General features: G+C 34.1%; 36 protein-coding genes. 28 read left to right on the forward strand and 8 right to left on the reverse strand.

What is annotated here, in order from left to right; translation table 11 throughout:
* Positions 1-3: 3 nt before the first annotated feature.
* A complete protein-coding gene (locus LB941_RS00790; protein WP_253358626.1) occupies positions 4-987 on the reverse strand; it encodes a polyprenyl synthetase family protein in 984 nt (327 codons plus the stop codon).
* A 175-nt stretch (positions 988-1,162) separates the two neighbouring features.
* Between LB941_RS00790 and LB941_RS00795 the strand changes: the two genes are divergently transcribed.
* From LB941_RS00795 to LB941_RS00840, 10 genes are all read left to right on the forward strand, one after another.
* Positions 1,163-2,065 (forward strand): prenyltransferase, encoded by a 903-nt coding sequence (locus tag LB941_RS00795; RefSeq protein ID WP_253358628.1) that lies wholly within the window; start codon positions 1,163-1,165, stop codon positions 2,063-2,065.
* A 19-nt stretch (positions 2,066-2,084) separates the two neighbouring features.
* Positions 2,085-3,293 carry an NAD(P)/FAD-dependent oxidoreductase gene (locus LB941_RS00800; protein WP_253358629.1) on the forward strand — a complete coding sequence of 403 codons (1,209 nt, stop codon included), beginning with the start codon at positions 2,085-2,087 and terminating at the stop codon, positions 3,291-3,293.
* Between the two features lie 41 nt (positions 3,294-3,334).
* Positions 3,335-4,225 carry a hypothetical protein gene (locus LB941_RS00805; protein ID WP_253358630.1) on the forward strand — a complete coding sequence of 297 codons (891 nt, stop codon included), beginning with the start codon at positions 3,335-3,337 and terminating at the stop codon, positions 4,223-4,225.
* Between the two features lie 279 nt (positions 4,226-4,504).
* Positions 4,505-5,593: an ABC transporter ATP-binding protein gene (locus tag LB941_RS00810; RefSeq protein ID WP_253358631.1), complete on the forward strand. Its 1,089-nt coding sequence runs from the start codon at positions 4,505-4,507 to the stop codon at positions 5,591-5,593.
* 12 nt (positions 5,594-5,605) lie between these two features.
* Positions 5,606-6,412 (forward strand): ABC transporter permease, encoded by an 807-nt coding sequence (locus LB941_RS00815; protein WP_253358632.1) that lies wholly within the window; start codon positions 5,606-5,608, stop codon positions 6,410-6,412.
* Between the two features lie 3 nt (positions 6,413-6,415).
* The gene (locus tag LB941_RS00820; protein WP_253358633.1) at positions 6,416-7,243 is read left to right on the forward strand and encodes an ABC transporter permease; all 828 of its coding nucleotides are present in this window, start codon (positions 6,416-6,418) and stop codon (positions 7,241-7,243) included.
* Positions 7,240-8,313 carry an ABC transporter substrate-binding protein gene (locus LB941_RS00825; RefSeq protein ID WP_253358635.1) on the forward strand — a complete coding sequence of 358 codons (1,074 nt, stop codon included), beginning with the start codon at positions 7,240-7,242 and terminating at the stop codon, positions 8,311-8,313. Before LB941_RS00820 ends, LB941_RS00825 begins: the two co-directional genes overlap by 4 nt.
* Positions 8,314-8,559: 246 nt before the next feature.
* A complete protein-coding gene (locus LB941_RS00830) occupies positions 8,560-9,984 on the forward strand; it encodes a hypothetical protein (RefSeq protein ID WP_253358637.1) in 1,425 nt (474 codons plus the stop codon).
* The gene (locus LB941_RS00835; protein ID WP_253358639.1) at positions 9,981-10,169 is read left to right on the forward strand and encodes a hypothetical protein; all 189 of its coding nucleotides are present in this window, start codon (positions 9,981-9,983) and stop codon (positions 10,167-10,169) included. Before LB941_RS00830 ends, LB941_RS00835 begins: the two co-directional genes overlap by 4 nt.
* 474 nt (positions 10,170-10,643) lie before the next feature.
* Positions 10,644-11,129, forward strand: coding sequence for a hypothetical protein (locus tag LB941_RS00840; RefSeq protein WP_253358640.1), 486 nt, complete (start codon positions 10,644-10,646; stop codon positions 11,127-11,129).
* Between the two features lie 132 nt (positions 11,130-11,261).
* Here the strand turns inward: LB941_RS00840 and LB941_RS00845 are convergent, their stop codons facing one another.
* The 5 genes from LB941_RS00845 to LB941_RS00865 all read right to left on the reverse strand — a co-directional run bounded on the left by LB941_RS00845 (position 11,262) and on the right by LB941_RS00865 (position 16,024).
* Positions 11,262-12,290: a DUF1002 domain-containing protein gene (locus LB941_RS00845; RefSeq protein WP_253358642.1), complete on the reverse strand. Its 1,029-nt coding sequence runs from the start codon at positions 12,288-12,290 to the stop codon at positions 11,262-11,264.
* Positions 12,291-12,392: 102 nt separating this feature from the next.
* On the reverse strand, positions 12,393-13,043 hold the full coding sequence (locus LB941_RS00850) for a type II CAAX endopeptidase family protein (protein ID WP_253358644.1): 651 nt from the start codon (positions 13,041-13,043) through the stop codon (positions 12,393-12,395).
* Positions 13,044-13,290: 247 nt separating this feature from the next.
* Positions 13,291-14,451 carry a tyrosine-type recombinase/integrase gene (locus tag LB941_RS00855; protein ID WP_253358646.1) on the reverse strand — a complete coding sequence of 387 codons (1,161 nt, stop codon included), beginning with the start codon at positions 14,449-14,451 and terminating at the stop codon, positions 13,291-13,293.
* Between the two features lie 163 nt (positions 14,452-14,614).
* Positions 14,615-15,280: a DUF3862 domain-containing protein gene (locus LB941_RS00860; protein WP_253358648.1), complete on the reverse strand. Its 666-nt coding sequence runs from the start codon at positions 15,278-15,280 to the stop codon at positions 14,615-14,617.
* A 60-nt stretch (positions 15,281-15,340) separates the two neighbouring features.
* On the reverse strand, positions 15,341-16,024 hold the full coding sequence (locus tag LB941_RS00865; RefSeq protein ID WP_253358650.1) for a helix-turn-helix domain-containing protein: 684 nt from the start codon (positions 16,022-16,024) through the stop codon (positions 15,341-15,343).
* Positions 16,025-16,161: 137 nt separating this feature from the next.
* Here LB941_RS00865 and LB941_RS00870 point away from each other — a divergent pair, with 137 nt between their 5' ends.
* From LB941_RS00870 to LB941_RS00925, 12 genes are all read left to right on the forward strand, one after another.
* Positions 16,162-16,383: a helix-turn-helix domain-containing protein gene (locus LB941_RS00870; RefSeq protein ID WP_253358652.1), complete on the forward strand. Its 222-nt coding sequence runs from the start codon at positions 16,162-16,164 to the stop codon at positions 16,381-16,383.
* A 40-nt stretch (positions 16,384-16,423) separates the two neighbouring features.
* Positions 16,424-17,152, forward strand: coding sequence for a phage regulatory protein/antirepressor Ant (locus LB941_RS00875; protein WP_253358659.1), 729 nt, complete (start codon positions 16,424-16,426; stop codon positions 17,150-17,152).
* Between the two features lie 40 nt (positions 17,153-17,192).
* Positions 17,193-17,393, forward strand: a complete 201-nt coding sequence (locus LB941_RS00880) for a hypothetical protein (RefSeq protein WP_253358660.1) — start codon at positions 17,193-17,195, stop codon at positions 17,391-17,393.
* 17 nt (positions 17,394-17,410) lie between these two features.
* A complete protein-coding gene (locus tag LB941_RS00885) occupies positions 17,411-17,719 on the forward strand; it encodes a hypothetical protein (RefSeq protein ID WP_253358661.1) in 309 nt (102 codons plus the stop codon).
* Between the two features lie 38 nt (positions 17,720-17,757).
* The gene (locus tag LB941_RS12510; RefSeq protein WP_275979968.1) at positions 17,758-17,985 is read left to right on the forward strand and encodes a helix-turn-helix domain-containing protein; all 228 of its coding nucleotides are present in this window, start codon (positions 17,758-17,760) and stop codon (positions 17,983-17,985) included.
* Between the two features lie 382 nt (positions 17,986-18,367).
* Positions 18,368-18,871, forward strand: coding sequence for a helix-turn-helix domain-containing protein (locus tag LB941_RS00895; protein ID WP_253358662.1), 504 nt, complete (start codon positions 18,368-18,370; stop codon positions 18,869-18,871).
* A 5-nt stretch (positions 18,872-18,876) separates the two neighbouring features.
* A complete protein-coding gene (locus tag LB941_RS00900) occupies positions 18,877-19,143 on the forward strand; it encodes a hypothetical protein (RefSeq protein WP_253358664.1) in 267 nt (88 codons plus the stop codon).
* 12 nt (positions 19,144-19,155) lie between these two features.
* Positions 19,156-19,371, forward strand: a complete 216-nt coding sequence (locus tag LB941_RS00905) for a hypothetical protein (RefSeq protein ID WP_253358666.1) — start codon at positions 19,156-19,158, stop codon at positions 19,369-19,371.
* A 69-nt stretch (positions 19,372-19,440) separates the two neighbouring features.
* Positions 19,441-19,698: a hypothetical protein gene (locus LB941_RS00910; protein WP_253358668.1), complete on the forward strand. Its 258-nt coding sequence runs from the start codon at positions 19,441-19,443 to the stop codon at positions 19,696-19,698.
* 149 nt (positions 19,699-19,847) lie between these two features.
* Complete coding sequence (gene bet, locus LB941_RS00915) at positions 19,848-20,636, forward strand: phage recombination protein Bet (protein ID WP_253358670.1); 789 nt, start codon at positions 19,848-19,850, stop codon at positions 20,634-20,636.
* Positions 20,608-21,438: a PD-(D/E)XK nuclease-like domain-containing protein gene (locus tag LB941_RS00920; protein ID WP_253358672.1), complete on the forward strand. Its 831-nt coding sequence runs from the start codon at positions 20,608-20,610 to the stop codon at positions 21,436-21,438. The genes bet and LB941_RS00920 overlap by 29 nt, the downstream gene beginning before the upstream one ends.
* A 2-nt stretch (positions 21,439-21,440) precedes the next feature.
* Positions 21,441-22,133 (forward strand): putative HNHc nuclease, encoded by a 693-nt coding sequence (locus LB941_RS00925; RefSeq protein ID WP_253358674.1) that lies wholly within the window; start codon positions 21,441-21,443, stop codon positions 22,131-22,133.
* A gap of 49 nt (positions 22,134-22,182) precedes the next feature.
* Here LB941_RS00925 and LB941_RS12515 read toward each other — a convergent pair whose 3' ends face one another.
* Positions 22,183-22,314, reverse strand: coding sequence for a hypothetical protein (locus LB941_RS12515; RefSeq protein ID WP_275979971.1), 132 nt, complete (start codon positions 22,312-22,314; stop codon positions 22,183-22,185).
* 53 nt (positions 22,315-22,367) lie between these two features.
* On the opposite strand from LB941_RS12515, the gene LB941_RS00930 reads away from it, so the two are divergent.
* The 6 genes from LB941_RS00930 to LB941_RS00955 are packed head-to-tail and all read left to right on the forward strand — an operon-like array spanning position 22,368 to position 24,526.
* Positions 22,368-22,676, forward strand: coding sequence for a hypothetical protein (locus LB941_RS00930; RefSeq protein ID WP_253358676.1), 309 nt, complete (start codon positions 22,368-22,370; stop codon positions 22,674-22,676).
* Positions 22,677-22,687: 11 nt separating this feature from the next.
* The gene (locus LB941_RS00935) at positions 22,688-23,566 is read left to right on the forward strand and encodes a hypothetical protein (RefSeq protein WP_253358678.1); all 879 of its coding nucleotides are present in this window, start codon (positions 22,688-22,690) and stop codon (positions 23,564-23,566) included.
* 5 nt (positions 23,567-23,571) lie between these two features.
* Entirely contained in the window at positions 23,572-23,781 is a 210-nt protein-coding gene (locus LB941_RS00940) for a hypothetical protein (RefSeq protein WP_253358680.1), read from the forward strand.
* Positions 23,778-23,972: a hypothetical protein gene (locus LB941_RS00945; RefSeq protein WP_253358686.1), complete on the forward strand. Its 195-nt coding sequence runs from the start codon at positions 23,778-23,780 to the stop codon at positions 23,970-23,972. The genes LB941_RS00940 and LB941_RS00945 overlap by 4 nt, the downstream gene beginning before the upstream one ends.
* 1 nt (position 23,973) lies before the next feature.
* Positions 23,974-24,288, forward strand: a complete 315-nt coding sequence (locus LB941_RS00950; RefSeq protein WP_253358687.1) for a hypothetical protein — start codon at positions 23,974-23,976, stop codon at positions 24,286-24,288.
* Positions 24,289-24,322: 34 nt separating this feature from the next.
* Positions 24,323-24,526 carry a hypothetical protein gene (locus tag LB941_RS00955; protein ID WP_253358689.1) on the forward strand — a complete coding sequence of 68 codons (204 nt, stop codon included), beginning with the start codon at positions 24,323-24,325 and terminating at the stop codon, positions 24,524-24,526.
* A 260-nt stretch (positions 24,527-24,786) separates the two neighbouring features.
* On the opposite strand, the gene LB941_RS00960 is transcribed toward LB941_RS00955, so the two are convergent.
* Entirely contained in the window at positions 24,787-25,269 is a 483-nt protein-coding gene (locus LB941_RS00960; protein WP_425270465.1) for a TspO/MBR family protein, read from the reverse strand.
* Positions 25,270-25,284: the final 15 nt, after the last annotated feature.

The raw sequence follows: 25,284 nt of genomic DNA on the forward strand, positions 1-25,284 counted from the left end.
AAATTAAATGGTTCGTCTCAAAAGATACTTAGTGATCTTCAACAATTGTTTACGTGTTTCTCCTTTAGGAAGTCGTTTAACATCCATAAGGGCTTTTTTGGTAAACTTAGCCGCAAGTTCGCGAGCTAGTTGGACACCATCATTTGCAATGACTAATTTTTGGACTTGGTGCATATCTGAAATAGTCATCTGTGTTTTTTTGTCTAATAATGGTTTAAATACAGCCGGGTTTTTGTGCAAGGCCATCAACAATGGAAGTGTGAAAACGCCTGTTGTTAAATCTTCCAACACAGGTTTATTAAAATCAGTGGAAGCAGCTGTGTAGTCTAAAATATCATCAAGCATCTGAAAAGCAATACCGATATTTAAGCCAATTTTGCCAGCAAGTCTAACAACTATCGGATCTGCACCGCCGAAATAGGCGCCTTCAATGCTTGCAAGGCGAAAAAGCTCTGCCGTTTTACCAGAAGTGCTTCGCAAATAATCATGAAGTGTTTGTTGTTGATTATAGCGTAAGTGCATTTGATCAAGTTCACCCATTAAAATTCGTTTCATAGCACGAGCGTTAACTTCTAGGTAGGTAGAGCCATTCATAGACTCAAGAACTAACTCGAAAAAGATAGTAAATAAAAGGTCACCAGTATAGACGGCTGTATCCTTACCATACTTTGCTTGAATAGACATATTTCCGCGACGTAATGGTGAATCATCAATGATATCATCATGAATCAGCGTTGCCATATGTAATATTTCGATAGAAGTCGCTATTTTAGTTAGCTTAGCTTCTTCAATAGGATCTTTTTGTTCACCAAATTCAGCAAATAAAAAGAAAAAAGCGGGTCTAAGATATTTACCACCTGCAAGACTTAGATCAATAATTGCAGTTTCAATTTCAGGATTGCGAACATGAGCTCGTTGTTTAATTAAGGTGCAAACATTTTGGATTTTTGCGTGAATAGTGGGATAATTATTCCAGTAAGATGACATATAGTTTCCCTTCCATGAACATTTATATACTATATTATTTTACCGTATTTTAGGTGGTAATTGCTAGATAAAGGATTGGTTTTTTAAATTAAATTGTGCAAAATATTTTCCACAAAGTGGTTTCTATGCTTTATAATAGTAATAGGATAATTTGAATTTGAAGGAAGGCGAAAAAATGACAGTGCCAATTTTTCTAGAATTGGTGGAGATGAAAGCCAAAACAGCTAGTGTTTTGCCATTTTTGATCGGTTTGTGTTTTAGCTATTATTACTATGGCTCGATTCATATCACATATGTAATATTGTATTTTATAGCAATGTTTTTATTTAATATGGCTGTTGATGTTTTAGATAATTATAATGACTATCATCATGCAGTAGATGTAAATGATTATAAGAAGAATACAAATATAATTGGTCGAGAGAACTTGTCTGTACGTAGTATTTTTCTTTTGATGATTAGTATGGCGACTGCTTCAGCCGTAATAGGTTTTATTCTAGCTTGGTTTGTTGGATGGCCATTACTAATTATGGGGGGGTTTTGTTTTGCAATAGGTGTTTTTTATTCATCAGGCCCCAAGCCGCTATCTAGTTTGCCATTAGGAGAATTCTTTTCGGGGTTCACAATGGGATTCATGATTAGTTTGATATGTGTTTATTTGAATACATATCATCATTTTTCATGGAGCTTTGAAAATTTAGGTTTGATATTTTTAATATCATTGCCTAATACATTATGGATTTCCAATTTGATGCTGGCTAATAATCTGTGTGATAAAGAAGAAGATGAAAAAAACCAACGCTATACTCTAGTGCATTATATCGGGGTAAAGGGTGGATTATGGCTTTTTACAATTTCGAATATAGTGGCACTGCTGGCTATCATTTGTGAGTATATTGTAGGTATTGCGCCAATTACAATTCTATTTAGTTTATTGCTAATTCCGTTTGTTTATAAGCAAACAAAGCTTTTATGGCGTAAACAAGTAAAGAAGGAAACTTTTGTTTGTGGAGTTAAAATTTTAGCGCTTGGTTCTGTGGTACAAGTAGCTACTTATTTTTTAGGAATTATTATTTAGTGAAGGAGAGATAATTATTATGAAACAAATAGTAGTATTAGGAGCTGGATATGCAGGTCTTAAAGCCGTTCGGAGTTTACAAAAAAAAGAAGGTGATTTTCATATTACTTTAGTTGATCACAATGACTATCACTATGAAGCAACAGAACTACATGAGGTTGCTTCAGGAACACAACCTAAAACGAAAATCTCATATCCGATTAGGGATGTTCTAGACACCAAACGGGTTACATTTATCCAAGACTCAGTTGTCAAAATTAATCCAGAAAGTCAAAGTGTGGAATTAAAAAATCATGCTACATTGCAGTATGATTATGCAGTTGTTTCGCTTGGCTTTTGTTCAGAAACCTTTGGGATTAAAGGCGCAAAAGAAAATGCATTAGAAATGGTAGATGTTCCTTCATCAGAGAAAATATACCAACATATTATGGAAATGATGAAGAAGTACCGTGAAACACAAGATGAAAAATATCTACAAATTTTAATTTGTGGCGCAGGTTTCACTGGAATTGAATTGGCCGGGGCGCTTGTAGATGGACGCAAAGATTATGCTAAAGCTGCAGGCGTTAGCGAAGATAAAATCAAAATTTCCTGTGTAGAAGCTGCAACACGTGTATTACCTATGTTTGATGAGAAGTTAGCTGATTATGGGGTTGAATTAATAAAGAAGCTAGGCGTTAATTTGATGACTGGTTGCATGATTAAGGAAATAAAACCAGGAGAAGTATTATATACTAAAGGAAAGGATGATCCTGAAGTTAACACGGTTGCCGCAGCAACAATTATTTGGACTACAGGTGTTAGTGGTAGTCAGGTAATAGGTGAATCAGGCTTTGAACAACGTCGGGGTCGAGTAATGGTGAATGCAGATTTAACAGCCCCTGAATATCCAAATGTTTACATTATTGGAGATGTTTCTGCTGTAATGGACCCAACATCAAATCGTCCATATCCAACAACTGCACAAATAGCTACTCGAATGGGATTACATGCAGCAAAAAATCTATATAATCAGTTGCACTCTAAACCAACAGAAGCATTTACATTCCACTCTTTAGGGACAGTTGCTTCTATTGGTAATACACATGCTCTTGGATTAGTGGGGAAAACACAAGTTAAAGGTTATCCAGCTTCAGTGGTTAAAAAGAGTATTATGAATAAGTCATTATTGGATATTGGTGGCTTAAAAGAATTACTATCTAAAGGTCGTTTTGATTTATATCATTAAGCGTAATTGTGATATAATCAAGGGGAAAAGAGGGGATAGTTATGAAAAAAGGAACAGTATTAGGTATGCTTGCACTATCATTGATATTAGCTGGATGTGGGAATAACAGCTCAAAATCAAGTGCTTCAACAAGTACAAGTAGGACAAGCGCAGTTAAGAGTGACAAGAAAAGTTCTACTACTGCTAGTAGTAAGGTGAGTTCTAATAGTGTAGTGAGTTCTACGAGTTCTAATTCAAGTTCTAACGAAGCAACTTCCTCTTCTACTAGTTATAGCAGTAGTACCAGTGTATCCCAAAAGACAAATGTACAGAGATTAGCACAATTCAATGCGACATTAAAAAGCAACATGGGTACAGGAATTATTCTTCCTAATAACCCGGGTTATAGTAATGAAAATCAAAAAGTAAATGTTTGGTATGAGGGAAATGCAGCAAACTTTACTATTTATTATAGTTCTGATTCTAACGGGCAAGAATTTAATGCAACTAACTTAAAAAATGTTACTAGTTATGCGACATTTACGAAGAAAACATATGCGACAGCTAGCCAAGCGCAAAGTGCAGTTAACTATCGCACAATCGATACAAATAATGGATTACCAACCGTTAATTTGGGTTATAGATTGACGGGGACAATTGATTCTGGTGCAGGTCAAAAGTATCTACAATGGAATGAAGGTAGGTGGTCTTTTACAGTTCATGCAACAGCAGTTAATAATGAAGATCCAACAGCAACCGCGAAGACAGTTGTTTCGTTGTTAGAGGAGTACTATTTGCCAGCGCCTAACACACAAGGCTCAGGATCATTCAATGTGGCAGTATCAAATGATCAGTTAAATCAAACTTTAACATGGCAAAATAACAATGTTGTCTATACAATACGTGCTAACAGTATTGATACTTTAATTAGAATGGCAGCAACAGTAAAATAAGGTTATTAAAATGGTATAAGAAGTGCAAGGTAGTTTTTAAAATCTGTTATCAAAGGTTGAAATAATCTTTGACAACAGATTTATTTTTATCAATAAAAATTACTAATTTAATTTATCTAAATAGATGTTGAATATGAAGTGTTTAAGATATAGAAAAGTAAAATAATTTTGTAGCATAAATAGAAAAGACAGTGTATTATTCTATGGGGTATAAATAAAATGGCATAGATAAAACTAAAAGGTAGTTGCAGTATGCTTAATAATGAAGGAGGTTAGATTTTGAAACAACCAATTATTTCGTTTAAAAATGTTATGAAAACTTATGATGGCGATGTGAAAGTTTTGAAGAATATTAGTTTTGATATCGAGGAGGGTAAGTTTTACACGTTGCTTGGGCCATCTGGTTGCGGAAAAACAACAATTCTTCGGATGATCGCAGGTTTTTCAGAGCCAACGAAGGGCGATATTTATTTTGAAGGCAAACGGATTAATGAGATATCTTCAAATAAAAGACAAGTGAATACAGTCTTTCAAGATTATGCATTGTTTCCACATATGAATGTATTTGAGAATATTGCATTTGGCTTGAAAGTAAAGCACTTGCCCAAAAAACAAATTGAGCAAAAGGTAAAAGAAGCATTGAAGATGGTTCGATTGGATGGTTATGAAAAGCGCGGGATCAATGAAATGTCAGGCGGACAAAAACAGCGTGTTGCGATTGCACGGGCGATTGCAAATGAACCTAAGGTATTGCTGTTAGATGAGCCGTTATCAGCGTTAGATCACAAGTTACGAACAGATATGCAATACGAATTGCGTGAATTACAGCAACGTTTAGGAATAACCTTTATTTTCGTAACGCATGATCAAGAAGAAGCATTGGCTATGAGTGATGAAATTTTCGTTGTTAATGATGGACTAATCGTTCAAAGTGGGACGCCAGTTGACATCTATGATGAGCCTATTAATCATTATGTTGCTGATTTTATTGGAGAAAGCAATATTGTTGATGGTGTAATGATAAAAGATGAATTGGTTGAATTTGTTGGCCACCAATTTACTTGCGTTGATAGTGGAATGCGTTCTAACGAACCAGTTGAAGTAGTTTTGCGACCAGAAGATTTAACTTTAACGGATTTAGCACACGGAAAACTGCAGGTAAAGGTTGATACGCAGCTGTTTAGAGGTGTTTACTATGAAATTATTTGTTACGATGAAGCGGGCAATGAATGGATGGTACATTCAACGCGTAAATCAGTTCCACAAACGGTGTGTGGGCTTGATTTTGAACCAGAGGCAATTCATGTCATGCGTTTCAATGAATCAGAAGAAGACTTTGATGCACGTTTAGAAAGCTACGAAGAATAAAGAGGACAAACTATGAAAAAAGTTCAGACATTATTTGCAATTCCTTACTTTTTATGGTTGCTATTATTTGTTTTTGCACCTGTTGCACTAATTGTTTTTTATTCTTTTTTAAATACGAGCGGCCAATTTACGTTACAGAATTATGATAGTTATTTTACATCAGGTAAGTATCTAATAATGACATTTAATTCGGTTTGGTATGCTTTTTTGATAACTTTAATAACATTGATTATTAGCTATCCGACGGCATATTTTTTGACCAAATTAAAACATAAAGATTTATGGTTATTACTTATAATCTTGCCAACTTGGATAAATTTATTGCTCAAAGCATATGCATTTATTGGGATTTTTGGAATCCATGGAGGGGTAAACAAATTTTTGGAATTTTTTGGATTTGCACCGCATCAAATTTTATTTACAGATTTTAGCTTTATTGTGGTTGCGATGTATATTGAATTGCCATTTATGATAATCCCGATTTTTAATGCATTAGAAGAGTTAAATCCTTCCTTATTATCAGCAAGTCATGATTTAGGCGCTAATAATATCCAGACATTTATAAAAGTTGTTTTACCACTGTCAATGAATGGTGTTAAAAGTGGTATTCAGGCAGTATTCATTCCTTCATTATCCTTGTTTATGTTAACGCGTTTGATTGGCGGAAATCGAGTAATTACATTGGGAACAGCGATTGAGGAACATTTCTTAGTTACACAAAATTGGGGAATGGGTTCGACAATAGGGGTTGTTTTGATTATTGCAATGATTATTGTCATGATACTGACGGGTGAAAAGAAGAAAAGAGGGGGACAGTAAAAAATGAAAAAGTTTAAATGGTCTAATCTGTATTTACTGTTTGTTTTTATCTTCTTATATATTCCAATCGCCTATTTAATCGTCTATTCATTTAGTGCGGGTAACTCGATGAGTGGATTTACTGGCTTTTCGCTGAAACATTTTTATACGTTATTTAGTGATACTCGCTTAATAATTATTTTACTAAATACGTTTATGTTAGCTTTTTTATCTTCATTAATAGCAACCCTCATCGGTATTTTTGGGGCCATGAACATTTATTATATGAAAAAAAGAACGACACGAATGATGATGTTATCAGCTAATAATATTTTGATGGTTTCCCCAGATGTTATTATTGGGGCTAGTTTTCTAATTTTCTTTACAGGCCTAGGGAGTCTTTTCCCAGGGTTTGGGTTAGGTTTTACAACTGTTTTACTATCACATATTGCGTTTAGCATACCAATAGTTGTGTTGATGGTACTGCCCAAATTAAGAGAAATGAATGATTCCATGGTTTGGGCAGCGTATGATCTAGGTGCTAATAATTGGCAAATCTTAAATAGAATCATTTTGCCATACCTTACTCCAGGTATTATTGCTGGATACTTTATGGCTTTCACGTATTCTTTGGATGATTTTGCGGTAACTTTTTTTGTTACTGGTAATGGGTTTACCACTCTTTCTGTGGAAATATATTCACGTGCGCGGCAAGGGATAAGTTTAGAAATAAATGCTTTAAGTGCACTGGTTTTTCTTTTCTCATTGATTTTAGTCGTTGGGTATTATTTTATTAGTAAAGATAATATGCCGCGAAAAAACAAAAAGGAAAGGAAGAGTCTCAATAGATGAAAAAATTAAGAGCGCTATTTATAGGAATTGTTAGCATTATTTTAATTTTGCTGTTGGGATCATATGAATTAAATAAATCTACAGGACAGTCCGGTGACAAAGTTCTAAATATTTATAATTGGGGCGATTACATTGATCCAACATTGATTACAAAGTTTGAAAAGGAAACGGGTTATAAAGTCAATTATGAAACCTTTGATTCTAATGAAGCGATGTATACAAAAATTCAACAAGGAGGTACAGATTACGATATAACTGTACCAAGTGACTATATGGTTGAAAAGATGCGCAAAGCTCATATGCTGACGCGTTTAGACAAAAGTAAACTACCTAATTTGAAATATATTGGAAAAAGTTACTTAAACAAAAGCTTTGATCCAAATAACAGCTATTCAGTTCCTTATTTTTGGGGAACATTAGGAATTGTGTATAATGACAAGTATTATAAAGAAAGCGATGTTGATACTTGGGGTAAATTGTGGAGTTCTAAATTTCATGATCAAATAATGTTTATTGATGGTGCCCGCGAATTTATGGGAATTGGGTTAAGCAGCTTGGGTTATTCGCTTAATAGTACAAATGCGCAGCATGTAGAACAAGCTTATAAAAAATTAAAAAAACTGACACCTAATGCTAAAGCAATTGTATCAGATGAAATAAAAATGTATATGATAAATGGTGAAAGTAACATTGCTGTTACTTATTCGGGTGAAGCGGTAGACATGTTAGCTAAAAATAAACATCTGCATTATGTTATTCCCAAAGAAGGAACTAATTTATGGTTTGATAACATTGTTATTCCTAAAAATGCTAAGAATAAAAAGGGAGCATATGCATTTATTAACTTTATGTTACGTCCTGAAAATGCTGCTAAAAATGCAGAGTATGTTGGATATTCAACGCCAAATGAGGGGGCACTAAAATTATTGCCTAAATCGGTTACAGCAGATAAACAATTTTATCCAACCAAAAAGCAGTTGCAAACAATGGAAGTCTATAAAAATCTAGGAACAAAATGGCTTGAAAAGTATAATGATCTTTTTCTAGAGTTAAAAATGTATCATAAATAGCAAAATAAAGCTGAAAAACAAGTATTAAAAAGGAAAATAAGAACTGCAGCATAGTGAGCTTTTTAGCACATAATGCTGCAGTTCTTGTCTTTATAACGAAAATACTTCAGTTCAGTTATTATTACTTAAATTAAAAGGATAGTCGCAAGCTTTATAAATTTAGTTTACAATTTGAATGATGGTAGATAGTGGCTAGGGTTTTTAAGTTAAAATAAGAATATTGTTATAAGAGAAGAGGGATTTATAGTGGTTAAATGGCTTAGGTCTCTAAGTAAAAATGTTATCTATCTAATAGCACTTATTTTATTTGGTTTAATTGCTGTGGACAATTTTACTTACTTTAATAGTAGTTATTTTCCGTTTAAATTAACATCGCTTGTTATTGTTGGGTTAGCAGGTGCTTTACTTTTAGCTAGTATTATTTCATTTTATTTATGTAAGTGGTTACTGGTTAAGGCACAGCAGTACCAATACAAATATGTTATTGCGCTTGTTTTTGGCATTGGAATAATATTGCGTTTACTCTGGATTTTTTTTGTTAGACCACCAGTTATTAAAGATTATCAAGAAATGTATCAAGCTTCTTTACAGGCCATGCAGGGAGATTTTAGCTTCATGCATAATGTTGCTTATTTTGTGCTCTCACCATATCAAATAGGCCTTGTGTTGTATGAGAGTGCTATTTTAAAAATAGTTGGAAATCATATTGTAGTTTTAAAATTATTGAATATTCTATGGCAATTTGGAACAGGGATTCTAGTACAAAGACTAACGCTAAGAGTAACTAATAGTAGAGTAGCTAGCTTATTTGCAGTAATGTTTTATGTTTTTTACATTCCTAATATTGCGTTATGTTCGGTATTGACTAACCAGATTGTCGCACTGTTCTTTTTATTGTTAAGCGTTGATTTATTTTTAGAAGGAAATCATTTTGGACTAGCACTTTTAAGTGGTCTCTTTTTAGCTATTGGTAACTTATTGCGACCTTTAGGCAGTATTATTTTAATAGCATATGTTTTGTGGACTATTTTTATTGTCACTAAAAAGCAAAAAAGCAAGTTAGTTAATCTTGTGCTCATCGGATTAATGTATTTTGGATGTAATTTTACACTTGATCAGGTTTTGCAAAAAACGAATGTAACAACTGCATCTATTGAAACTGTAAATTCTGATTGGAAATTTGTGTTAGGCTTGAACTATAAGTCAGATGGTAAATGGAATTTGAAAGACTATACAGCCGTAGAAAAGTATAAAAGTCAGGTAAAGCGTGAAAAATTTGAAAAGAAATTAATTAAGCAACGTTTGAAAAACAAATCGCAGTTGTCTAGGTTGATGATTAGGAAATTTAGGTTAATGTGGTCAGATTTTGATACATCTATTAGCTGGGGAACAAGAAATTCTAATCTTTCCCAAACGACCATAGTCTTTTTGACAATTTTGCAACGTGTGATGTATCTGTTGGCAATTAATCTTGCCTTGCTTGCACTTATCCGTGATTATAAAGAGCGGGAAAAATTGACACATACTTTTTATTTTGTACTTATACTAGTTATAGGGTATATTTTAATACATGAAGGAATAGAAATTCAAACACGATACCGCTACTTTATTATGCCGTTTTTTACGGTGGTAGCAGCGTGTTGGTTTAAAAAGGGAGGTAAATTGATGTGAATTGGCGACAGTTTGGCATAGGAATAGCCTTCTTTATACTTGCACTGGCTATTGGGGCAATTTTAATGTATCGTTTAACGCATCAAGGGCATATGGGGATAGGCTTGCTCAGAGGATTTAAATTGAGTGCGCTAATGTTGGCTGCGTTAGGTGCAGCTATCTATAATATTACCCATAGCTTGTAATATTGTGGGAATCTACTAATAAAATATAAGAAAAAGTATATTTTATTGAAAAAATTCACACTTTCTTCATAATTTAATAGTAATATTATGTTCATAAGCTAATAACCAAAAACAAAATAATTTTCATTTACTTATCTCCCCCTAATGATATAGTAAATTGATTTAAGTATTAGTTATCATTTCCCCTAATGATAACTATAGATACTCCTTTTTCACCGTAACTTCCCCTGGTTACGGTGTTTTTTTATTATTATAGCTAAAAAGGAGTAATGGATATGTAATGTTAAGCAACAAGCCAATCGTAGTTGAATTCAAAGATATGGATCAAAGTAGATAAAGCATTTTTTAAGATGTGATATATAATCTATAAAAGTTATTACAAAAGCTTCAAATATTCTTCATGGTTAATTACCTGAATATTGTTAAAATTATAAAAATAAGAATGATATAGAAGGAAAAAGGAGGGATATTTTGATGAAAAAACATTTAAACCTTAGTTATGCATTAGCGTGGCTAGTAATATTTTTAGGTGTTCCAACACCACTGTTGCTTTTGTTGAATCGAAGTACTAGCAGTGACTTTTGGCGATACAAGCTTTTAGTGATTTTGTATTGTTGGTTATTAACGAGCTTATGTGTAGCAACAAGTAATGGAAAGTTTATGCAAGTTTCTAAAAATATATTAAATAAGCAGCTAATTAGTTTGAGCAAGAACTTCTATTATATTAAGAAAGCACTCCAGAATTGGAATTTTTTAGCTACATTTAAAGTAACTAGAATACTGCAATGGATGGTCTTTGTGGCAGTAATTTTTATATGGAGTTTAATTCAATTTAATGATGCTTTAACTGAAAATATTCCGTTTATTTTGACTTTAAACGCTTATACTTTTGTAGCGATAATTCTTTATGCAATTAAGATGCTCTTTGGAGAGGCTTCGGGAAATATTGTAAAAAGATAAGAAATAAAAGGTTACAAAAAAACAGTCTTCAGGTGTAGCTTCCCCAAAAAGTTAGATTGAAAGTCTAACCCTTAGAGAACGACAAGCTTAAAACCTGAACGACTGTTTTTTTTACGGAATATTGTAAAAAGCTTAATTAAAAAGGTCTTTAACCCAAGTTACTAGCTTATCAAGCCAGCTTTGAGCTTCTGCAATTGTTTTTTTACCAGTTGAACTGTTAGCCCAATTTTTAGCTTTATTCATCAAATCACCAGTTGAATTTTTAACATTATTAATCGTATTTGTCACATTAGTAACATACTTGGAACTTGATGAAATAGGTGAACTTTGGAAATTAACTAAGACATTAACGATATTTGTAATTTGTGTAGAAGATGTCTTAGATGAAATGCCACGGTTAGATAAAGCTTTTTCAAATAAGGCTGTTATTTCTGCGGTTGTTAATGTGTTACCCGCTTGTTTATCTTTAGCAATTTGTTTTGTAGTATCGCCAACGGCAGCCATTAATTTACCGGGATAAGATGAATCGCTACTATTAGCATCAATAGCTGATTGAGTAGCACTTAACATTTGGTTAGCTGTAGACGTATTGGTTGAATTAAGAGTAACACCGTCAGCAGCAAAGGCTTTATAAACACCAGTAAGAGCAGCTTCACCAGAAACTGAACGATTAGCAGTAACATTAATTGTTACATCAGTAACACCGGCCATTTGTGCAACTAAAGCATATTGTTGAGCTGTCACTGAGGTAATATTATCATTGCCATTATAATTTTTGATGTTAACTTTAACCCCTGAACCAGGATCACCGGGTGCAATAGCCACTGAACTAATCATGGCAGCATCGGTGGTGCTGGTTGAACTTGAAATATACTCGTTATAATCACTTGCGGTAGAAGTCAAAGTCTTAAAGTTAGAATCGGTTCCCAAAACATTGTCAATACTATCATAAAGACTTGAAGCAACACCGGCTCCATAAACAACATAAGAATTTGATAGTGTATGAGTCGTTGTACCACTTGTACTAGAACTTGAACTTGTTGTTGTATCTGAACTTGTATCAGTACTATCAGCAAGTACATTTTTAACAGGTAAGCAGATTGTTGCAACTGCCAAACTAGCAACTAATAGAGTTGTAAGTCCTTTTATTGATTTAAACATAAAAAACGCTCCTTTAAAAAGTATATACCTAATTCCTTTACTGTAAATATTTTACCATGTAACTTAGAGTAATGAATTTAAGAAATTGAAAAATAACTTAAATTAAAAGAAAAGTAATAGTATTGCAGGAGCATTATTTAAGAAATGTAGTCCCCAAGTGACGCTTAAATTATTGTATTTTTTATAGATGAAGCCTAAGACCCAGCCAATACTGCTGTATAACAAGGCACTAATTATATTTGAATTTGAATGGGCTAAACCAAATAACAAGCCACTTATAAAAATAGGTAGATAAAAACTATTTTGACCAAAGAATTTCATGAAGATGCCTCTAAAAAGTAATTCTTCGCAGATTGGTGCAAAAACAACAGCCATAACAACAATCATCAAAGCACTGGTATTATTATAATTCAAATATGCCTGAATTTTAGCATCATTAGCGGTGGTTGTTTGGTGGTAGATAATCTGATCAAGACTAATGAAGGTTGCCTTAATTAGTAGAAACACAAAGTAGCCGACAATAATAGCAACAAAACCATTAGCATCGATACGCTTAAAGACCTTTTGAGGGCGTAAAACCCACAGATATAAAGCAATAACAAGGCCATACAATATAAAAAACATAAACCAACCAATTAAATGAGAATTAGTTGAATTTTTACGAGCAAAATATAAACTAAATTGGGGGATAAATAATGCAACTACTAGGCAAATAAAATAAAAAATGTGTAATGCTAGAGTTTTAATTCGCATAAAGACAAGCATCCTTTTTCTCTTAAGATACCCTTAGACTAGCAGATATAAAAAAAAAAAGCTAGCTGTTTAGCTAGAGATACATAATGAAGTTAAAACGATATTTATGAGAAATAAAATACATTTACCTGTATATAAGACATAATATTAAGACTATGATAAAAATCCTAGAGGCCACAAAGGCCTATATAACAGCGATCTTTTTAAATTAATTTTTAAATGACCCACATTTTGACCCACATTCACTTTAAATATCGATATATTTTGCAAATTTGTATCCTGTTTCAGTTTGACGATTTTTAGTTACGTGTGTGTAAATATCGAGTGTAGTTTTTGAGTTCGAGTGTCCAAGGCGAGCCTGCACTTCTTTAATGCTTGCTCCAGCTTCAAAAAGTAGAGAAGCGTGTGTATGCCTAAATCCGTGTGCAGTTATTCGCTTGGAAACATTCGTGTTTTTATATATTTTTCTTAGCCAATACACAGAAGTTGTTGAAGAAGTTAGTCTATTACTGTCGTTGGTAAAAATAAGCTGGTTGGTCTGCTTAATATTTATTCCCTGTTGAAACATATTTTTAGATTGTAGCAGTTTCCATTTAGCCAAAATAGAAATGGTTTTTTTATCCAAGTAAATATCGCGAATGGATTCCTTGGTTTTAGGAGCATTGATTACCGTTTTGTTAGTTGCCATGTTTAACGACACAGTTTTGTTGATAGATAATTTCCCGCTTTTAAAATCGATATCTTTCCATGTTAGAGCGTAGGCTTCTCCAACACGCATTCCGGAAAATGCAAGTAGTCTAAAGAATGTAAAAAGTTTAGTATCGAATTTTTCTGTTTCATTTAAAAACTCAATTAATTCTTTACGGTTGTAAAAATTATCTTCTTTTTTCATACGTTTCGCTGCTCCAATTTCCAAGGTGTTAGGATATATGATCCGTTCGATTGGATTGAGTGAAATTGCGCCTAGCTTATATGCATATTTCAATGGCATTGCTACAGAGAGAAACAGGTTTTTGTAATTCTTATATTTTTTAGACTTGCTATTTACTATTTTTTGCAAAAAAGCAGGGGATATTTTAGAAATATATCTACTACCAATATCACTCTTGAAAAAGTGCTCATACCGATATCTTATTTGACTAGCTGTAGTATTTTTGACGGTCGTTTGATATGTTTCAAACCATTGCTCAAACAAATCGTCAAATTTGATATCTTCTCTTTTTGTCTTACCTTGTGCAAAATCGATTTTCAATTGGTCTAGTGTGAGTTTTGCTTCTTTTTTAGTTGAAAAGCCACGCCTAGTAGTTTCAACTCGTTTGCCAGTCGCTTGGTTTATGCCTAAATAAGCTTTAAACATATATTTAGTCTTGCCAGTTCGCTTATTTTTGTATGATTTAAAAGTAGCCATGATTATACCTCCTGCGTTGATTAAACGTTGTATACGCAATTTTGTGGACGAATAGGGCGTATATTAAATATGTGAGTGTATTTTGTGTGATTATTCCATTTTATACGCACGTATGTTCGAGTGATGGTTAAAATAAAAACCCCGAAGTGGGGCTACACAATTGCTATTTCATACTTGTTTGAGTTTTTCCACTAACTACACCATTATCAAAAGTAACGCTGAAATTAGCACCTAAGTCTCCTTTTACACCAGAAGTATATTCCCATATTTCTGATTCTTGGCCAGCAATATTTGTATACGAGTATCCGTTCGGGTCACCAAACTTACTCGTTACATCTGCTTTAGATGTTCCGTTTTCCAAACTGTCAAAATCAGATAAGGTAATTTTAGATGACCGGGTAACTTTCAATCCACTAATTGCTTTTGAGATAGCATGATCGTTTTCAAAACCAATCACGATTGAAGAAGTAATATCTCCGTTAGCAACTCCACTCCATGTATACATTTTAGCTTTAACGTTTTCAACGGTTTGTTCACTTGTAGAATTAGGGCTCTTGCCAAACATCTCTTTAACATCAGATGGAGAAGTGCCGGTTGAGTCAGAAACTGTAATTTTATCAAAGTTATCTTTATTGATTTTGTTAGTCTCTTTTTTAGAAGATGATGAAGAAGCGTTACTAGAACTACTGTCTGATTTGGATTTTCCGCTCATGCTGCCACCAACAATAGCAATAACAATAATAGCTAGAATCCAAAACCAAACTCTTTTGTAAAACGGCTTTTTCTTAACATACACATTACCATTTTCATCTTTAATCTTTTTTGACATAATTAGTTCCCCCGAACCTAGTTTCAGCTTTTATAGTCATCAGTATTTGGACGAATAAGTTTAAATATAATCTCCACTAACAAAGTATACCATTTTACCTAAAATCTTGAAATCTTGTTCGCCACGCTTTGGAATAATGATAGGAGCAAATTTCTCATCATATGACATTGGTTGAAAAATAACTGCCAATGATGTTTCTTTATATTGTTTGATTGTAGCGTCTTGCCCGTCAATCAATACAGCTACTACATCTCCATTTTCAATAGCGGCTTCTTTAGCGAATATAGCTACTGTGCCTTCTGGAACTTTCCTGTTCATTGAATTCCCTTTTACCATTAAAGCGAAAAGATTTTTCTTTCCATATTTTTGCTGAACTTTATCAGCAACTATAACTTCACCAATAATTTCTTGTTGCGCGAAAGCAGGTGAACCCGCTCTAATACTTCCGTATACACTAACTTTAGCTGAAAGAGTAGGAATCGGAACGGTATCAGTAATATCTCCGGTTATTTTTGGTGTACCCTCTAATTTAAAATCACTAAAAATCATCATTTTAAGTAATTTTTTATCAGTGTCATTTAAAGCGGCGGATAATTTTTTTACTGTGTCAATGGTTGGATTTTTTTGTTCATCATTTTCTATTCTTGATATCTGAGAAGCACTTACTCCGGATTTTAATGCTAATTGATTTAAACCCATTGACATTTGTTGTCGCATACTTTTTAGTAATTCTCCTAAAGTCATATGAAGTCCTCCTTAGTTTTATTTTATGGCATAGATGCAACAAAGTAAATTTTTTTTTGCATTTTTACAACAAAAGTGTTGCATAAATGAAATGATATGTTGTTATAGTGTTGTACAAAAGAAACGGAGGTGAGAAAATGGAAGCTACTTTGAAGCTAAATAAAGTGGAGTTCGAACGACTTTTAAAGGTTAATAATCTAAGTATAACTTCACTTTCAAAAAAAATGAATGTTGATAGGTCAACAATATATCGCTGGTATAACGGTTCAGACAATTTCCGTGGTAAATCAGTTGCAACTATGCTAAAGGTATTTGGACTAAAGGAAACAGAATTTGATAAGCTTTTTTATATTGATTAAATATTGCATATATACAACAGAATAGTTAGGAGGAACAAATATGGATTTAAAAATTATAACACCCGAGTTTTCTATTGAAAGCCGTGAAGTCGCAAAAATGGTTGGTAAACGCCATTCGAATTTAGTTAGGGATATTGATATTTACATCGAGTATTTACTCAACTCAGAATTGAGTTCAGCGAAATATTTCGTTGAATCAAGCTACAAAGATAAATCTGGAAAGACCAATAAATGTTACCTAATTACCAAAATGGGTTGTGAAATGATTGCCAACAAATTAACAGGTCAAAAGGGAGTTGTGTTCACTGCATCATACGTTGATAAGTTTAACAAAATGGAACGAAAAATTGAGAAGCCTAAATTTGAAATTCCACAAACATTTTCAGAAGCTTTGCGATTAGCGGCAGATGCTATTGATGAAAACCGGAGATTAAAACCGGCAGCAGACTACACTTATAAAATTTTGGCAAATAAAGGTTTAGAAACTGTGTCAGTAATCGCTAAGAACTACGGCATGAGCTCAATAAAATTTAATAAATTGCTTCATGATCTTGGCATTCAATTTAAACAAGGTGGAGTTTGGTATCTATACGCAAAATATCAGGATAAGGGGTACACGCATACAGAACCATTCGAGTATCCAGATACAAATGGCAATAAGAAGCTGAACAACACCATGAAATGGACACAAAAAGGTCAAAAATTCCTGTATGACTTTTTAAAAGCTAAAGGAATTTTGCCAATCATTGAAATGAAGGTAACTCAATAGAGACTGGCAATACAAACAACGTAATAAGGAGATGCTAAATATGGAATATGGCAATGTACGCGAAGCTTTAAAGCTATTGCTTGAATATAACGATAAACAGCTAAACCCAGGATTAAAAATCGGTTCCCTTGGTGAGCCGCAAAAGCTCGCAACCGTCAACGATGTTCAAGATTTTAATTTAGAACTCTTAATGAATATTACTGACTTGTTGGGGATGAGTGATTTATATCTAGAAAAATAAGAAAGAGTGGTGAATTTATGCTAGATAAAGAAAATTTTTACAAAACACTAATTATAGCAGAATCAATTGGTGATGAGATGCAAGCGCTCAACAACTGTTTGTATAGATTGATAGAACTTATTGAAAAGTCAGAAAAGGGCCTAGTTTCACTATTAATCGCTAGACAAAAAGTTGATGAAGCTGAAAAAATTCTGAAAATCCAAAGCGATTTGTCTAAACCGTTCGCAGTTTTATGTGGAATGGTTGATGAATTTGTAGAAAATAACTTCGATTGGTGTTCAAAAAATTTAAACGAAGCACACCTTGAATTTATTGGGATGGCTTAACTAAATTTCTAATTTTATTTTACATTAAAAAATCGTGTATGACTGGCATTGTGCACGCAGTTAGGGAGGCGGGATATATCAATTCATATCTTAAAGAATTTAGGAAGAAAAAAGGTCTAAAGCAACAAGAAATGGCAGATGTTTTGAAAATATCGTATTCGCATTACGTGAAGGTGGAGAATGATTTTGTAAATCCGAGTTTCGAATTGTTAAAGAGAATAAAGGAAAAATATAGAGATTTCAATGTTAATAAATTATTCAAATAAAAAAGCTTGCCCAATCTAGCGCTTGAACAAGCTGCGAAATTTTAAAAGCCTACGGTAATCGCTAGCTTACCTTTAATACTTTGTTGGTATCGCACCCAACACTGCAATTAAAAATAGAGAACATATTTCTTTCATCAACCCCAAACATTTCTTCCATTCCGGTTAGAGAATTTCTGACCCATCCATGGTTAATTCCATTTTAACGTTGCTGGTCAGCTACGGTGTGGAAAGAGAACACACATAGGTAAATATCAAACTCTATTGAGGCACAGTTGAGATCAAAAATGTTTCCAAAGCCGATTAGCCCCTTTCGCAATTTAAACTCAAAAATATTATATCAAAACATTCTTTTAAAAGGAATATTTAAAGGAGAGAAAATACTATGAAATTATCAATCAGTTTGGACAAAGTTATGAAGAAAAGAGATATAACGCCTAGCGAGTTAGGCAGAATGATACATCTATCAGCACAGGCAGTATCTAATTACCGGACTGGATATAGACGTATGTCAGCCCAAAAGGCTACAGAAATACAAGGTGTTCTGCATGACGCAAGTTTTGGCAATCATGCAGCAGCAGAATATTTTGGAACACTGTTAGAACGTACAACTAAGGACTTGAGCCACCCAGAAGATAGCTTTTTAATTCGAGAATTGAGAGATAACGAAGAATTAGAACGCCAAAGATTAGATGATAAAACGTACAAAATATTTATGATTCCGTATCAAAAACGAACCATGTTACAAAACGCGATTACAGAAAAATATTTAAAGGAATTTGCCGAAGAAATGGCAGTCGAAATGCTTTCGTTTTTCAAGGCGTGTGAAGAAGCACAAATGGATCCATACGACGTTTTAAAAGAGACAAATAAGCAAAATGAGGAGTGATGAAAATGCTGGAAATGTTAAACGACAAAGCACAATCGGCACTAATTGAAGAATTAACTGAAATTATGAAACAACAATCAGAGTTGGTTATTGAAGCTAAATTTAACCCATATATGACGCAAAAAGACGCTGCTAAATATTGCGGCGTATGCACGGACACGTTCAACGTATTCAAACGTGCAGGATTAAAGCCAATTGTAATTCCGGGATATTCAAGACCGATGTATTCAAAACGTTCAATAGATGAGTTTATGGAATCACATCAACTTTAGGAGGAATTAATCATGAGAATAGGTTGGGTAAAAATAACAACTTCCAAAACAGAGGAGGCCAAGAAACATTATGACGACACAAAAAAAGGTATTTTAAAATTGACGGTTTCAGAGGCTCGAATGAAGACTAGAAACTACACCACTTTAGCATTACATTATGAGGCTTTAAATTTCTGTGGTGATGAGCTTAACGATCTGATAGATAAGGAGTCGGACTATGAAAGCTAATTTAACAGCAACGTTCCTAATAGGTTTTTCACTAGCTTTGATGATGAAGCCATATCCAGAGGAGGAAAAATGATGGAAAAAGCAAAAGTTCTTAGCGAGGAAGCGGTAAAAGGCGCTTATGAATCATTAAAAAGTCATGGATATGCTCCGACAGTGGACACACTTTTGACACAAATTATTTTTGATGGCAATAACGGATACTGGACATATTTTGACGAAATGGCACACCGACTTTATGGCTACAGACAAGGAGCTATTTTAACCGATGATGAAGTAACACAAGCTATACAAGCGTTTAAAACTTATAAAAAGTGGGCAGAACAATGACAAGCTTAATAATCATACTCGCCTGCATAGCAATAGCAGGCGCATACACATTATTTTTCGAACACAAAAAAGAGCCGATTGAAGTCGGCTCTAACGAAAAATGTTGAGTAAAAATTTCTACACTTTCATTTTAACACGGAGGGCGAAAAATGGAAAATCAAATAGCAAAAAAAGAAAGTACAGTTTTCAAAGCTGAATATATGGCCAACAACGAAAAGGTGAAATTAACACCGCAGACAGTGCGTCAAACGTTGGTACATGGCAACGGAAAAATCACAGACCAAGAAGTGACGATGTTTATTACGCTTTGCAAGTATCAACATTTAAATCCTTTTTTGAATGAGGCATACATCATCAAATTTGGAACACAGCCCGCACAGCTTATCACGTCAAAAGAAGCTTTTATGAAACGCGCAGAATCAAATCCTCAATATGACGGAATTAAAGCTGGAATTATTGTTCTAAGAAAAGAAGAAATCGTATATAGCAACGGAGCATTTAAGCTTAAAGATGATGAATTGGTAGGCGCTTGGGCGGAAGTGTATCGCAAAGATAGAAAAGAACCACATAGAGTTGAAATTTCGGTTGGCGAGTTTAATAAATCACAATCCACATGGAAAACTATGCCAGCAACTATGATTCGCAAAACCGCAATGGTTAATGCACTCCGTGAAGCTTTTCCAGAGGCATTAGGCGGTCTTTACACAGAAGATGATCGCAACCCTAACGAAGGACCCATTAAAGATGTAACACCACAGGCCAACAAAGCTAATGATTTGCTAAAAAGTGCAATTGAACCACCAAAGAAGGTAGAACAAGTACATGATCCACGAGATGAAGAAGTAGAAGAAGTAGACATTTTCAGAGAAGCGCAAGAACGAGAAAAAGCTGAAAAGGAGGTATTAGACAATGCAAACAATCCAGTTGAGTCAAGATAACTACTACACTTCAGACATTAACAAAGAATATATGTCTGTTTCACTGTTCAAAGATTTCCAAAAGTGTGAAGCTGCTGCATATGCCAAGTTAACAAACGCTTGGAAACCCGATAATAATGTCACGGCATTATTAGCTGGCAATTATGTACATTCGTATTTTGAGAGTGAAGAAGCGCACGAGAAGTTCATTGAAGCACACCAAGATGAGATGATTTCTAGTCGCGGAGCTTCAAAGGGGAAGTTAAAAGTGCCATATCAAATTGCACAACAAATGGTTGAGCGGCTTGAATCAGAAAAAGCATTTCAAAATCTGTATTTGCCAGGAAGAAAAGAAGTAATCGTAACTGGCAAAATTGGTGGGATTAAATGGCGAGGCAAAATTGATAGTTTGGTTTTGGAAAATGATTATTTTTGCGATATTAAGACCAATCAAGATTTCCATAAAGGGTATTGGGATCCCGATGAACGTCGCAAAGTACCGTTTGTAAAAGCATATGGCTACTATATGCAAATGGCTATGTACAAAGAACTGATTAAGCAAACGTTTGGTAATGATTGTATGCCGTTCATCTTTGCGGTTTCTAAGCAAACGCCTAGTGACATTATGGCTATTAGCTTTAATAGTCAACAAGACGAGTTAGAGCTTGAAAATGCTATGACAACTATTGAGGCCTTTCAAGAAAGGTATAGAGCAATTATTGAGGGTGTAGAAACACCTGATAGATGTGGAAAATGTGATTATTGCAGATTGACTAATAAAATTGTCGATTTTGTTAACGCTTCAGATATCGAGGTGGAATAAATGTGAGCTTAACTAATCAAGGTATAGCAAAGTCATACACGAAAGATAAATTAGAAGTAGGGCTACTAGACCAAATCAATGTTGAACGTCTTTTAACGATGTATCAAGGTGATTTAAGCAAGGTTCAGGTTGAAGTTATATTTCCTGATCCAAGACGAGTTACTAAAAAGCAACGAGCACTCTATTATGCGTTACTAGGCGATATATACGCTTGGAGCGGTCATAGTGTCGAGTTCCTAGATGAGTTATTCAGAGCTAAATACACAATTGAAACTTTGGGTGATGTAATTAGCCTATCAGACGCCACAGAGTCAACCGTGAGCGACGCTAATAAGCTTTTGGATATAGTTATAGATTTCATGTTCAAATGGCGTGTACCGTTCAAATACGGCTATGAACTACTACCTAAAGAAGAAAACTGGTATCTATATCGCTGTTGCAAATATCGGGTGTGTTGTATATGCGGAAAACATGCAGATATACACCACGTAGATGTTCTAGGAGCAGGGCTTAATCGAAACAAAGTAGATCATACTAAAAGACATGTTTTGCCACTATGTAGAAACCATCACGGACAAATTGAACAATATGGAAATGAGAAATTTGGAGAACTATATAAGATACCAACTACAGGAATTAAATTGGATGAGCAAACGCTAAAGGAGATTGGAGTGAAAGGCGATTATGGCAAATAGAACTTATTTTCAAAATAAATAGCCCTCAATGTAAGAGGGCTTAAACGCATTACGCTTTGCGTGGAGGAGTTCTTTTATAAGGCTTTTGTTTTTTAGGACCTTTTGAAGGACCTACTGGAACGGTTTTAGGACCAGTTTTATGAGGATGTTCAGGAAAATGTCTATGTTCAGAAGTAGCCATAGTTATCATCTCTTTTCTAGAGATAATTTTATAACAAAAAGGAGACTATTAAAATGAAAAAGATAAAAATTGGTGGGATTATTTACAAAGTTGAAAATGTAAAAAGACTCGAAGATGACAACCAGTCAGCGTGGGGGGTAACACAATATGAAAATGCTCACATTTCAATTAGAGACAAAATCGAAAAGCAAAAGTATTATCAAACGATTATTCATGAGGCACTTCATGGAATGCTACATGAAGCAGGTGTTGACAATCTAGCCAACGATGAAAGCCTTGTAACCCCGCTAGGAAACATGCTTTATCAGTTTATTGTTGACAATCCTAAGCTGATTGAGAAGATCAATAACTTACCGTTTTAGGAGGTTGGACTATGGCTCAAAGGAGAATGTTCAGTAATCGAATTACTAACAGCGCAAAATTTTTAAAAATGCCGCTTAGTAGTCAAGCTTTATATTTCCATCTCGGATTACATGCTGATGATGATGGAATAGTTGAAGCGTTCACAATAATGCGACAAGTTGGAGCAGTCGAAGATGATCTTAGAATTTTAGCAGCAAAAGAGTTTGTTGTAATACTTAATACAGATCTAGTTACCTTTATTACTGATTGGAGTGAAAACAACCGGATTAGAGCTGACAGGAAAGTCGACTCAATTTATAAAAATATGCTTTTAAAAATTCTTCCTGAAGCAGAAATAATCAAGCCTAAACCTCGTGCTGACACTGGTAAACCAACTGGACGTCCACTGGACAACCAATGGACCGCACAGGTTAGGTTAGGTAAGGATAGGTTAGGTAAGGATAGTAAAACAATAGATCAGGTTCAAAAACCGAACCGTGATCGTGTCAGCCATCTTGAAAATGATTTTGATAAGCTCTGGTCTCTATATCCAACAGGCAGAAAGCAAGGGAGAAAAAAAGCTTTTGCAGCCTATCAACGAGCTATTAAGAATGGAACGACAAATAAGCAGATTCAAGATGGAATTGTTAATTATAAAAAAGAAATCAAGATTCAAAAGACACCAATTAACTATATCAAACAAGGCTCGACGTGGTTTTTCAATGAATGTTGGTCGGACGAATTTAACTTCACTCCACCAACTCAAAAACGAAATGGTCGAGAAGTAGTTCAAAAAGAAACACTGCCAGATTGGGCTAAAGAAGATCACGTTGAAGAAGAAAAACCTAATGACGAAGACAAAAGTAATCGCATAGCCGAATTGATGGAACAAATAAACAAAAAGGAGTGAAGAACATGGAGCAAATGACAAGCTTTGAGTTAGAGCATTTGAATGAAAAAATTGATGAAATTCAATCTGAATTTGAAAGCTTCAGCAGTGGATACAGACGCGCAGGGGTGGAAAAACAAGCTGAAAAGGTAGTAGAAGCCTTAGACACATTACACAAAGAATTAGACAACAAATATGATGAGGTATGGGCTGAAGAACAGGAGTTTCCGATATGAGAGAAATATCGCATGACTTAGCTAAAAGCATAGTTGAACTAGAAAAATCAGCATATCAAGCAGGAGTTAATAACTCTAGCCTAGATGACGTTAAAGAACGCCGACAAGCAGTTATAAAGTTAGCAACAAAAATGTACGACAAAGGCAGAAATGAGGCCTTTGAGGATATCAAGAAAGAGATGGGTGTTTGAGATGAAAAAAGCAGTTATTACGATAATTATAGTTGTTGGGGTTATTATTTTTGGAATTGGTAGTTGTTCGTATTGGTATTTAAACCATACAGCTAGTGGCGTTAGAACCGTAAAGGATTTTAAATCTGAAACAAGTAATGGTATTGAGCGTGAAATCACTGTCTACAACGCAGACGGTAAAGCGATCATGCACTTTAAAGGAAAATTTGATATATCACATAGTAGCCGTTCGTTGCAATATGTGGACCAACAGAATAGAAAACACAATATTTACTTTGGTGATAACACAACTGTAATTGTGAACGAGTTGAAATAATGCCTATTGGAGCAATTAGAGGAGGTAAAAAGATATGTATGAAGTAGGAGACAAGAAATACTATCTAAAAATATTAGGCTGGTATGTAAGCTATGATTCCATGACAGGTAATATCACCCAAACTTCATGGAAAACCAATGCACATTCTTACACCCAATCAGAAATAGACGAGTTACAGAAACTAGCAATATTTCAACCAATAAACTTAGAAAAATGCAAGGAGGAGGCAGTGGATTAATTGAAAATAGTAAAAGATTATGGACTAGTTGCAACGGAAAATGAACGCATATATCGCCTATATTTGTCCTTAGAGCGAGTTTATTCCAACTCAAGTATTAATTACCAGTTGAAATTGTAAAATTGCGTCAGCACGATTTTAGAATGGTTATATTGAATTTTACAAAGGAATTTGAAGAACAAACACATACGGATATTAATTACGATATTTTGGAAAAAAAGGAAGCAACAAAAAAGCCGCCAATTTAGACGGCTAAGCAGTTAGTTTAATATGGCTACGCCAATCGTTAAATATGATGCAAATATGATCCATACAAAATAAGGAATGAACATAATGCTTGCTAGTGGACTTGTTTTGTAAAAATGAATGATACAGACCAAAACAATTAAATCAAGAATAATTATTACAGCGAAACCAAGCCAATACGCGTCATATTTGAAAAAAATAATACTCCAAATAAAGTTAATAACTAATTGAGAGAAAAAGAGTACGTAATTAATAACTTTATCTTGTTGGATAGACGGGGTGTAATAAATTAAATATCCTGCTATTCCGATAAGAGCATAAAGTATGGGCCACACGATTCCAAATAAATAGTCTGGTGGTGATAAAACAGGAAGGTTTAGACTATTGTAAATAGTTTTAATGTTTCCAGCAAATAACGCCGATAAACTACCAATAACTTCAATAACAATAATGAATATAAATAAGTAAATCCAATTGAATTTTATACTATTGTTCATTTTCATATTCCCCTT

Origin of the sequence: Ligilactobacillus ubinensis (assembly GCF_024160875.1) — a bacterium.
Taxonomy (GTDB): domain Bacteria; phylum Bacillota; class Bacilli; order Lactobacillales; family Lactobacillaceae; genus Ligilactobacillus; species Ligilactobacillus ubinensis.

What these genes read in the sequence shown, in the direction of transcription:
- LB941_RS00940 (WP_253358680.1), top strand. Translation starts at nt 23,572, where the DNA reads ATGGAGCAAATGACAAGCTTTGAGTTAGAGCATTTGAATGAAAAAATT.
- LB941_RS00875 (WP_253358659.1), top strand. Translation starts at nt 16,424, where the DNA reads ATGGATTTAAAAATTATAACACCCGAGTTTTCTATTGAAAGCCGTGAA.
- LB941_RS00870 (WP_253358652.1), top strand. Translation starts at nt 16,162, where the DNA reads ATGGAAGCTACTTTGAAGCTAAATAAAGTGGAGTTCGAACGACTTTTA.
- LB941_RS00805 (WP_253358630.1), top strand. Translation starts at nt 3,335, where the DNA reads ATGAAAAAAGGAACAGTATTAGGTATGCTTGCACTATCATTGATATTA.
- LB941_RS00825 (WP_253358635.1), top strand. Translation starts at nt 7,240, where the DNA reads ATGAAAAAATTAAGAGCGCTATTTATAGGAATTGTTAGCATTATTTTA.
- LB941_RS00880 (WP_253358660.1), top strand. Translation starts at nt 17,193, where the DNA reads ATGGAATATGGCAATGTACGCGAAGCTTTAAAGCTATTGCTTGAATAT.
- LB941_RS00885 (WP_253358661.1), top strand. Translation starts at nt 17,411, where the DNA reads ATGCTAGATAAAGAAAATTTTTACAAAACACTAATTATAGCAGAATCA.
- LB941_RS00800 (WP_253358629.1), top strand. Translation starts at nt 2,085, where the DNA reads ATGAAACAAATAGTAGTATTAGGAGCTGGATATGCAGGTCTTAAAGCC.
- LB941_RS00840 (WP_253358640.1), top strand. Translation starts at nt 10,644, where the DNA reads ATGAAAAAACATTTAAACCTTAGTTATGCATTAGCGTGGCTAGTAATA.
- LB941_RS00920 (WP_253358672.1), top strand. Translation starts at nt 20,608, where the DNA reads ATGCAAACAATCCAGTTGAGTCAAGATAACTACTACACTTCAGACATT.
- LB941_RS00930 (WP_253358676.1), top strand. Translation starts at nt 22,368, where the DNA reads ATGAAAAAGATAAAAATTGGTGGGATTATTTACAAAGTTGAAAATGTA.
- LB941_RS12515 (WP_275979971.1), bottom strand. Translation starts at nt 22,314, where the DNA reads ATGGCTACTTCTGAACATAGACATTTTCCTGAACATCCTCATAAAACT.
- LB941_RS00895 (WP_253358662.1), top strand. Translation starts at nt 18,368, where the DNA reads ATGAAATTATCAATCAGTTTGGACAAAGTTATGAAGAAAAGAGATATA.
- LB941_RS00860 (WP_253358648.1), bottom strand. Translation starts at nt 15,280, where the DNA reads ATGTCAAAAAAGATTAAAGATGAAAATGGTAATGTGTATGTTAAGAAA.
- LB941_RS00855 (WP_253358646.1), bottom strand. Translation starts at nt 14,451, where the DNA reads ATGGCTACTTTTAAATCATACAAAAATAAGCGAACTGGCAAGACTAAA.
- LB941_RS00910 (WP_253358668.1), top strand. Translation starts at nt 19,441, where the DNA reads ATGATGGAAAAAGCAAAAGTTCTTAGCGAGGAAGCGGTAAAAGGCGCT.
- bet (WP_253358670.1), top strand. Translation starts at nt 19,848, where the DNA reads ATGGAAAATCAAATAGCAAAAAAAGAAAGTACAGTTTTCAAAGCTGAA.
- LB941_RS00945 (WP_253358686.1), top strand. Translation starts at nt 23,778, where the DNA reads ATGAGAGAAATATCGCATGACTTAGCTAAAAGCATAGTTGAACTAGAA.
- LB941_RS00815 (WP_253358632.1), top strand. Translation starts at nt 5,606, where the DNA reads ATGAAAAAAGTTCAGACATTATTTGCAATTCCTTACTTTTTATGGTTG.
- LB941_RS12510 (WP_275979968.1), top strand. Translation starts at nt 17,758, where the DNA reads ATGACTGGCATTGTGCACGCAGTTAGGGAGGCGGGATATATCAATTCA.
- LB941_RS00865 (WP_253358650.1), bottom strand. Translation starts at nt 16,024, where the DNA reads ATGACTTTAGGAGAATTACTAAAAAGTATGCGACAACAAATGTCAATG.
- LB941_RS00900 (WP_253358664.1), top strand. Translation starts at nt 18,877, where the DNA reads ATGCTGGAAATGTTAAACGACAAAGCACAATCGGCACTAATTGAAGAA.
- LB941_RS00820 (WP_253358633.1), top strand. Translation starts at nt 6,416, where the DNA reads ATGAAAAAGTTTAAATGGTCTAATCTGTATTTACTGTTTGTTTTTATC.
- LB941_RS00845 (WP_253358642.1), bottom strand. Translation starts at nt 12,290, where the DNA reads ATGTTTAAATCAATAAAAGGACTTACAACTCTATTAGTTGCTAGTTTG.
- LB941_RS00950 (WP_253358687.1), top strand. Translation starts at nt 23,974, where the DNA reads ATGAAAAAAGCAGTTATTACGATAATTATAGTTGTTGGGGTTATTATT.
- LB941_RS00795 (WP_253358628.1), top strand. Translation starts at nt 1,163, where the DNA reads ATGACAGTGCCAATTTTTCTAGAATTGGTGGAGATGAAAGCCAAAACA.
- LB941_RS00960 (WP_425270465.1), bottom strand. Translation starts at nt 25,269, where the DNA reads ATGAACAATAGTATAAAATTCAATTGGATTTACTTATTTATATTCATT.
- LB941_RS00905 (WP_253358666.1), top strand. Translation starts at nt 19,156, where the DNA reads ATGAGAATAGGTTGGGTAAAAATAACAACTTCCAAAACAGAGGAGGCC.
- LB941_RS00935 (WP_253358678.1), top strand. Translation starts at nt 22,688, where the DNA reads ATGGCTCAAAGGAGAATGTTCAGTAATCGAATTACTAACAGCGCAAAA.
- LB941_RS00850 (WP_253358644.1), bottom strand. Translation starts at nt 13,043, where the DNA reads ATGCGAATTAAAACTCTAGCATTACACATTTTTTATTTTATTTGCCTA.
- LB941_RS00955 (WP_253358689.1), top strand. Translation starts at nt 24,323, where the DNA reads ATGTATGAAGTAGGAGACAAGAAATACTATCTAAAAATATTAGGCTGG.
- LB941_RS00790 (WP_253358626.1), bottom strand. Translation starts at nt 987, where the DNA reads ATGTCATCTTACTGGAATAATTATCCCACTATTCACGCAAAAATCCAA.